Origin of the sequence: Limnospira sp., assembly GCF_051859755.1 — a bacterium.
GTDB lineage: Bacteria > Cyanobacteriota > Cyanobacteriia > Cyanobacteriales > Microcoleaceae > Limnospira > Limnospira fusiformis.
In genome coordinates this window covers 1-7,836 of record NZ_JBIMLI010000180.1, presented here as the reverse complement: position 1 = coordinate 7,836, position 7,836 = coordinate 1, and the positions used below count along the sequence as shown (strand labels likewise).

The 7,836-nt window shown below is 44.0% G+C and carries 7 protein-coding genes and 1 pseudogene; 4 read left to right on the top strand and 4 right to left on the bottom strand.

What is annotated here, in order from left to right; all coding sequences use genetic code 11:
- Positions 1-68 (top strand): annotated as a pseudogene (locus ACTIE0_RS21530) (zinc ribbon domain-containing protein); the annotation flags it as partial.
- A 242-nt stretch (positions 69-310) separates the two neighbouring features.
- Positions 311-1,936 (top strand): S-layer homology domain-containing protein, encoded by a 1,626-nt coding sequence (locus ACTIE0_RS21525; RefSeq protein WP_006668690.1) that lies wholly within the window; start codon positions 311-313, stop codon positions 1,934-1,936.
- A gap of 41 nt (positions 1,937-1,977) precedes the next feature.
- Here the strand turns inward: ACTIE0_RS21525 and ACTIE0_RS21520 are convergent, their stop codons facing one another.
- Genes ACTIE0_RS21520 through ACTIE0_RS21510 form a run of 3 tightly spaced genes read right to left on the bottom strand, consistent with a single transcriptional unit; the run spans position 1,978 to position 4,415 of the window.
- Entirely contained in the window at positions 1,978-2,595 is a 618-nt protein-coding gene (locus ACTIE0_RS21520; protein ID WP_006668689.1) for a TIGR04282 family arsenosugar biosynthesis glycosyltransferase, read from the bottom strand.
- A gap of 12 nt (positions 2,596-2,607) precedes the next feature.
- Positions 2,608-3,936: a guanine deaminase gene (gene guaD, locus ACTIE0_RS21515; protein WP_006624406.1), complete on the bottom strand. Its 1,329-nt coding sequence runs from the start codon at positions 3,934-3,936 to the stop codon at positions 2,608-2,610.
- A 2-nt stretch (positions 3,937-3,938) separates the two neighbouring features.
- A complete protein-coding gene (locus tag ACTIE0_RS21510) occupies positions 3,939-4,415 on the bottom strand; it encodes an NINE protein (protein ID WP_006668688.1) in 477 nt (158 codons plus the stop codon).
- 270 nt (positions 4,416-4,685) lie between these two features.
- On the opposite strand from ACTIE0_RS21510, the gene acsF reads away from it, so the two are divergent.
- Positions 4,686-5,762: a magnesium-protoporphyrin IX monomethyl ester (oxidative) cyclase gene (gene acsF, locus ACTIE0_RS21505; RefSeq protein WP_006624404.1), complete on the top strand. Its 1,077-nt coding sequence runs from the start codon at positions 4,686-4,688 to the stop codon at positions 5,760-5,762.
- A 165-nt stretch (positions 5,763-5,927) separates the two neighbouring features.
- Positions 5,928-6,626, top strand: a complete 699-nt coding sequence (locus ACTIE0_RS21500) for an HAD-IA family hydrolase (protein ID WP_006624403.1) — start codon at positions 5,928-5,930, stop codon at positions 6,624-6,626.
- A gap of 421 nt (positions 6,627-7,047) precedes the next feature.
- Here the strand turns inward: ACTIE0_RS21500 and ACTIE0_RS21495 are convergent, their stop codons facing one another.
- Positions 7,048-7,659: a class I SAM-dependent methyltransferase gene (locus tag ACTIE0_RS21495; protein ID WP_006624402.1), complete on the bottom strand. Its 612-nt coding sequence runs from the start codon at positions 7,657-7,659 to the stop codon at positions 7,048-7,050.
- Positions 7,660-7,836: the final 177 nt, after the last annotated feature.

Genomic DNA, 7,836 nt, shown 5'->3' with positions numbered 1-7,836 from the left:
CTGTTACCTTAACCGGTAATAGTGCTATCGTCGCATTGTCCGGGAACAACCGGAAAAATGTCGCGTAAATGTATCAGTTCTTCAACCGTAGTAACAAAATAACTTAGGGTCAACAAGGAGAAATATGATCATGGCTGATTTCGACTGGCTGAGAATGTTAATCCCAGCGGTGTTTTATTTAGGCTGCATCTACTTGCTGTTAGGTTGGATACCCGAAAACACGGAAAGTTAAAATTTTGCACACAAACGGCCAATTGTTAGACAAAATAGGGTAAGTAAATGGTGTGAGAGACGCAACAAACAACGAATTATGAAAACCAATCGATGGCATATCATACTTACCTTAGTCGCAGCGATCGCAGTTTTGATAACCCACCCATCCCAAACTAACCCAGCTTTCCCTGTCGGGGAGGCTGGTTTTACAGATGTCCAAAACCATTGGGCGCAGCCTTGTATTAAGGAATTAGCCGATCGCCAAATTATTACCGGCTACAGTGACAACACCTTCCGCCCTAATAACCCCATTACCCGCGCTGAATTCGCCGCCCTAGTTAATCAAGCATTTCCGAGAGTACAACCCACCCGCCGCCGCCAGAATTTTGTCGATATTCCCACAGATTTTTGGGCTTATGATGCCATTAGTCTGGCTAGTCAAAAAGGGTTTTTATCAGGATATATCGGTAGTGTTTTTAATCCTCTGGTTAATATTCCTAGGGTACAAGCCCTGGTGGCTATTAGCAATGGTTTAGGATTTAAGCCCCAGCAGTTGTCTCCTGAACAATTGGGAGATGTTTTTATCGATAGCGCCACCATTCCTGATTATGCTAAAGAGGCGATCGCCGCCGCCACTGAAAATTGGTTAGTCGTTAACTATCCTAATGTTAGACAATTGCAGCCTAACCGTCCGGCGACTAGGGCTGATGTCGCTACATTTATCTGTCAGGCTATCACTAACTTTGATGAAAGTGCCTTAGTGCCTGCTCAGTATATTGCCCGCATTTCTGTGGATGATCAACCCTTCGCAAAAATGCCACTGACCACCCCAGAAACCCAAGCAGTTACCGAGTCCGAACCCGCCGAAACTCCATCAAGTCCCGCTGATATTTCCCTCAATAAACCTGCCGAAACTTCATCAGAACCACCCCAAAAAATCCCCGATTCTCCACCTACTGAAAGCCAAGTTTTTCAACCACCAGCCCAAGCATTGCCACCACAAGAACCAATTAACAAAACTATTGAATTTGATAATTTGCTGGCAGAATTTGATTTTAACCCTCGCCCTAGCCCTAAATTTAGATTGAAAATGACGCGGCGCGGAGAGGTTGTTTTAGATGATAATATACCAGAAGATATCCTCAATAATTTGATATCAAGTAACTTAGATACCATCAGGGTTTTAGATGTCCGCACCATCGATTTAAATGGAGATAGGGAACCTGAGTTAATTGTAGACCTCCAAAGTGGCGGTTATTACTCGCTGATTTACCATTATAGACCCTTAGCCAAGCAATATGGTATTATTCCTAAAAGTTGGGGTATTTGGCACTATGATTTAACCGAAATTACTGATGATGGCTTACCCAGATTTGTGGGGTATGATTACCGATTTGCGCGGGAATTTAATCTACAATCTCAATCACAGGTCCCTCTGACAATTTGGGAATATCGCGCTGGACAATTTCAAAATGTCACTGTTAATTATCCAGAATTTGTGACCCTTCACCTCGATCGCATTTGGCGAGATATTGAACAACGACACCGCCAAAATCAGGATGTTCGCGGGGTCATCGCCGCTTATATGGCTAATCAATATTCCCTCGGTCAGGGAGAGTTGGGGTGGCGAAAAGTGCGATCGCTTTTTGAGGATAGAAATATATCCGATTTATTAGCAGATGTAACACGGTTTTTGCAGGATACAGGCTATATTGAACAGTAGCCAATAGACTGGACTCACAGTTATTCCCTGATCTGATGATTTTAGATAATTTCCGATATGGGATCTGTGAGTTTTTCTAAGTCTTCTGGTCTGTCAATATCAGTCAAAATGGTTAAATTAGCAACCGCTATGTTAAGATGATGACAGATAGAAATTGTTTGTTTCCAGACTAATTCGGTTCCCCAATTCACTCCCTCAAATATTTCGGGGATAAACCTTGATAGTCCGATTAAATAATATCCTCCGTCCGTCGCGGGTCCCAGGACTATATCAAACTGCTGGAGTAGCTGGAAGGCTTGACTAAGGATATGGGAAGTGATGGCTGGACAGTCGCTTCCAATCATCACTACCGACCTATATTTACGGTTAAATGCTGACTGGAATGCTTCGGACATTCTCTCGCCTAAATTCCCCCCTACTTGAGGATTATAACACAGATCCGACCCTAACCAATCTTGCATTTGACTTAGGGTAGTTCCTGTGAATTTAATTTCTGTGGAAATGGGACGCAATTCCTGGAGTTTGTCCACTGTGGCGATCGCTTTTTCGGTCATTTGGCGATGTAGTTTCGCCGCGCCTTCAATACCCAGCGCGGGAATTAGTCGCGTTTTGGTTTGACCGGGTTCTGGGTAACGGGTGAAAACAATTAAATGTTCCATAATTTGACAATTTTACCAGGTCATATAATCAGGCTTGCGATAGGCTAGGTTCCCCCCAATATAGGTAGCATCAATGCTGCGATCGTCCCCTAAAATCATCAGAGAAAATAGGATTTCGTTGAGTTTTTCCACTGATTCTATGCTATGCTGAGGGTGGCGGAATGCCATTAATGGTGTGGCTTGCCAATTTAATACAATAAAATCGGATTCTTTCCCTATTTGAAAGTTGCCGATATATGAGTCTAAATGAATGGCTTTAGCACCCCCTAGGGTAGCTAAATAAAATGCTGGCAATGGTGACAGAGTTTGCTTTTGTAGCTGGGTGACTTTATAGGCGGCGGACATGGTTTTTAGCATGGAAAAACTGGTTCCCGCACCCACATCACTGGCTAAACCTACCGCTATGGGGTGCGCGGGTGATTTCGCCTCTTTCAGATTAAATAATCCACTACCAATGAACATATTGGAAGTCGGACAGAAAGCTATGGCTGAACCCGCTTCGGACAAACGTTTAAACTCGGAATTGCTTAAATAAATGCCGTGGGCAAAAATTGAGCGATCGCCTACTAAACCCGCTTTTTCGTATACCTCCAAATAATCTTTACACTCAGGAAACAATTGGGAAACCGTCACTAATTCTTCTTGATTTTCTGATAAATGAGTATGAACATACACATCAGGAAATTCTCGTTTTAGTTGTCCGGCTACTTCCAACTGTTCTGGGGTCGAAGTTATCGCAAACCTCGGAGTAATTGTATAGCACAACCGACCGCGATTATGCCATTCTTTAATCAAATCTTTATTATTGTGGTAGGCAGTTTCCGGGTTATCCAATAGGGACTCAGGTGCATTTCTGTCCATCATCACCTGACCAGCGATCGCCCGAATATTACGACTTTGTGCTTCCTCAAAAAATACCCGGGTTGACTCTGGGAAAACCGTTGTCATTACCACCGCTGTAGTCGTGCCATTCCGCGCCAACTCATCAAAAAAGAACCCGGCGACCTCGCGAGCGTGTAATGGGTCTTTGAACCTTTCCTCACCGGGAAAAGCATATTTTTCTAACCACTGCAAAAGCTGTTCCCCATAGGAAGCAATAATCTCCGTTTGTGGATAGTGAACATGAGTATCAACAAAACCAGGGATGATCAACCTTTGGCTATAGTCGATAATCTCAATTTCAGGATAATCGGTTCGGATATGGTCATAGGAACCGAAAGCCTTAATTTTGCCATCCTCAACAATTAATAACCCATCCTCAAGATAGCGATAGCTTTCCGTGGGAGACACCACAAACGGATCATCAATAAAATCCAGAAAAGCGCTGCGAACTCCGTACATATTTATAACTCGTGGAAATCATAAATCACAATACCAGAATCAGGGTCGTTGGTAATACTCACATAACCCCTTTTGAACATATCATTTAAAACATTTTCCACCCGTTCAAAGTCCGCGCCGGTTGCCATGACTCCCTGAGTAACTGACAGTTTACCACCCCGCGCCGCCGCTGCCTGTAGTAATCTCATTCGCAGACGTTCCTGCAAGTCTCCAGTCACAATTAAGGTCACTGGGTTACTTTCGGGAAGTGGGGAACCGTCCGGCGCAACTCCCAGCCTGGCCTGTGCTTTAGCATTATATTCCTCCACCATACTGGGAATCAAAAATACATCCACCAACTGGCCAACTTTGAACAGTCCCAAAGTACACATCCAAATTACACCGGTGACAATCTGGCCATTGTACAGGCGATGTAAACCACTGATGGGAGTAATCAAGCCGATCGCCCATAGTATATAACTCGTGGTAATTTTTTTCACGATAACCTCCAAGTCCTGACATCAAGGGACTATAACCATGATCGCACATCTGAAATATCTTTGCTGAACAGCAGTAGGTGTAGCAATTCTTAACCGAATTGACTATGCAGGCGACACCATTACTTGCTAGACTGGAATGCGTTGCATATTAAACGCTTTTGATTGCAGCCCCAAGCGGGTTGGTCATTTTAACTAAAGGGCGATGTTCAGCCCATAGTAGCCCATCGCCCACACCAAGTCCCTTGCAATAATTAATAAAACACGAGCATTATGGTAGATTCCCTGAAAAAACCCACATTTGAAGAGATACGTCCTGGGGTTAAGGTTCCAGCTAAGGAAACCATCCTGACACCTCGGTTCTACACCACAGATTTTGAAGAGATGGAAAAAATGGACATCTCTGCTAATGAAGAGGAAATCAGGGCGATCTTGGAAGAGTTCCGGGTTGACTACAACCGTCATCACTTTGTCCGTGACGAAGAGTTTGAACAGTCCTGGGACCACATTGATGGCGAAACTCGCAAGGTTTTTGTAGAGTTTTTAGAGCGTTCCTGCACCGCCGAATTTTCTGGCTTCCTGCTTTACAAAGAACTCAGCCGTCGCCTTAAAGAAAAAAGCCCTGTCTTGGCTGAATGCTTCTTGCTCATGTCACGAGATGAAGCACGCCATGCCGGTTTCCTTAACAAAGCTCTGTCCGATTTTAACTTATCTCTGGATCTGGGTTTTCTCACCAAAAGCCGGAAGTACACCTTCTTTAAACCCAAGTTTATCTTCTACGCTACCTATCTTTCTGAGAAGATTGGTTACTGGCGTTACATCAAAATCTATCGCCATTTAGAAGCTCATCCAGAAGATCGGATTTACCCGATTTTCCGTTTCTTTGAAAACTGGTGTCAGGATGAAAACCGCCACGGTGATTTCTTTGATGCGATACTCAAGTCTCAGCCTAGCCTGTTGAACGACTGGAAAGCTCGCCTATGGTGTCGCTTCTTCCTGCTATCTGTGTTCGCGACTATGTATCTAAATGACCTACAGCGTGCGGACTTCTATGCGGCTATTGGCTTGAATGCTCGCGATTATGACATCGAAGTAATCGAAAAAACTAACGAAACTGCTGGTCGGGTGTTCCCCATTATCCTTAATGTCAATCACCCCAGTTTCTACCAACGTCTTGATGAGTGCGTGAAGACTAATGAAAAACTTAGTGCGATCGCTAATTCTAACGCACCTGGTTTCGTCAAGTTCTTCCAAAAACTACCCCACTACATCTCTAATGGTTGGCAGTTCTTAAACCTGTACCTACTCAAACCCATTAATGTAGAACCCAGTCATGGTGTAGTTCGCTAATTGTCACTGAACACCTACCTACCTCCCCCCCCATTTACGGGGGGGTGTCTCCACCCAACATCAAACACCATAACTAGGACAGACAAGGCTTATGTCTCCCTAGTTTCCGTAGTTAAATAACACCTAACTAGCCCAAAACTCCAAGTAATTCCTACCTTATTGGTTATGGCGATCACCCACGTTATTTATGATCTTGACGGTATACTATTAGATACTGAGCCTCTCCATGCTCAAGTAAATCAGGCGATCGCTAACCGTTATGGTAAAACCATTGACAGAACCCTACAATATCAACTTTGTGGTCGTAAGTCTAAAGACTCCGCCGCCTTAATTGTAGAAACCCTGCAATTACCCCTAACCCCCGAAGCATTTTTGCAGGAAAAAGACGCAATTATCTATCAATACTATCCCCAAGTTCCCCCCCTACCCGGAATAGTTCGGCTTACCCATCACCTCGCTAACCACAATATCCCCCAAGCCGTCGCCACCAGTTCTGCTACCAGACCCTTTACCGCCAAAACCCAACCCCATCAAGCCTGGTTTTCCCTATTCCGCTGTATTGTCAGAGGAGATGACCCGGAATTAACCAGAGGAAAACCCGCACCAGATATATTCTTAATTGCGGCTAAACGACTAGGTGCTAAACCTGAAAATTGCCTAGTGTTTGAAGACTCCCTCGCTGGGGTAATGGCTGCGCGACAAGCGGGAATGTATGTGGTGGCTATTCCACCGCCAGAAATGGACTACAGCGCCTATCAACAAGCTGATCAAGTCCTGACTTCCCTAGAAGATTTTAAACCAGAATATTGGCATCTTCCGGCTTTTGAACCTGATCATCACCGGGTTTCCCCCGCGCAAGTTTAGGCGATATTCTCCTAGGTTTGGTTATTAACCCCCAACAGCCATGATCACCCCCAAAAACATAAGTTTAACTAATTTATACCGCCAGATGAATTTAATATCACAAAGATTGTTAAGATTTATTACGATTTTATTGCTAATTGCTCGCAAATAGTTGACGAGATTATGGGGGTTGTGATACACTCAAATAAATCGCACCCAAGGGGTTGCTGTGTCTATATGCCAAAAAAAAGGCTACAACCCTGATTATATGGCGCTTAAAGTTATTCTCTGAGTAAAAAATTAAGCTGGCGATGCACGAGTTTTTGGGAAAAAGGGGACGGCCAATTTTCTACCTATTGACAAAAAGGCGATTATGTGCATAACCGCTTTCCGCAGCCTATCCCGGACGGAGAGGAAGTGAAAATAAGAGGCAGTTCATTGGTTAATAATTAACAAACTTAGTGAGGAGAACCGGACCGATTAAATAGTGATGACCCAAACAAGACAAACCCGCAGAATTAGCCAACTGTTCCCTTTTTTTGCGGCTGTACCACCGCAACTTACCAGGAGAGACAGCAACCTCTCGATATTCAGTCCAATCATTAACGGTATAATCAGCCAGATAAAAAACTCCCTGCGATCGCAAAACCCGTTTAATTTCTGCTAGGACGAATTCAGGGTGAGGATAATGGAGAAAACTGATAGTACAAAAAACGGCATCAAAACTCGACTCAGGAAAAGGTAAAGCCTCAACATTCCCCTGTAGAAACTGTAGGCGATCGCCATAGACATTTTGGTTTTTCGCCTCTTTAATCATTTGAGGAGATAAGTCCAACCCCGTCCCCTGAAGGTCAGGAAACTGTTTAGCCAAACGCTGTAGCAGTCGTCCTGTACCACAGCCAATATCAAGAATATTAGCGGAATTAGGAAACTCCGCAAACTCCAATAAACGCTTATGTACAGCCTGATAGAAAACCGTGGTCAGCAGGAAATCATAAAAAGGAGCCCAGCGGTCAAAAAACGATTGTTTATTCTGAAAAAAGCTGTCAGTCATAGATTAAAGATATCCCCCACATAGAAAATAGTAAGGTAGCGTCAGACCCAGGAGCTTTTGGGTCACCAGAAACACTGGTAACTCTGACGCACCGGAATATATATCTGATACATTTACGCGACATTTATCCGGCTATTGCCTGACAATGCGACGATAGCACTATTACCCGTTAAGGTA

What these genes read in the sequence shown, in the direction of transcription:
- ACTIE0_RS21525 (WP_006668690.1), top strand. Translation starts at nt 311, where the DNA reads ATGAAAACCAATCGATGGCATATCATACTTACCTTAGTCGCAGCGATC.
- ACTIE0_RS21500 (WP_006624403.1), top strand. Translation starts at nt 5,928, where the DNA reads ATGGCGATCACCCACGTTATTTATGATCTTGACGGTATACTATTAGAT.
- ACTIE0_RS21495 (WP_006624402.1), bottom strand. Translation starts at nt 7,659, where the DNA reads ATGACTGACAGCTTTTTTCAGAATAAACAATCGTTTTTTGACCGCTGG.
- guaD (WP_006624406.1), bottom strand. Translation starts at nt 3,936, where the DNA reads ATGTACGGAGTTCGCAGCGCTTTTCTGGATTTTATTGATGATCCGTTT.
- ACTIE0_RS21520 (WP_006668689.1), bottom strand. Translation starts at nt 2,595, where the DNA reads ATGGAACATTTAATTGTTTTCACCCGTTACCCAGAACCCGGTCAAACC.
- acsF (WP_006624404.1), top strand. Translation starts at nt 4,686, where the DNA reads ATGGTAGATTCCCTGAAAAAACCCACATTTGAAGAGATACGTCCTGGG.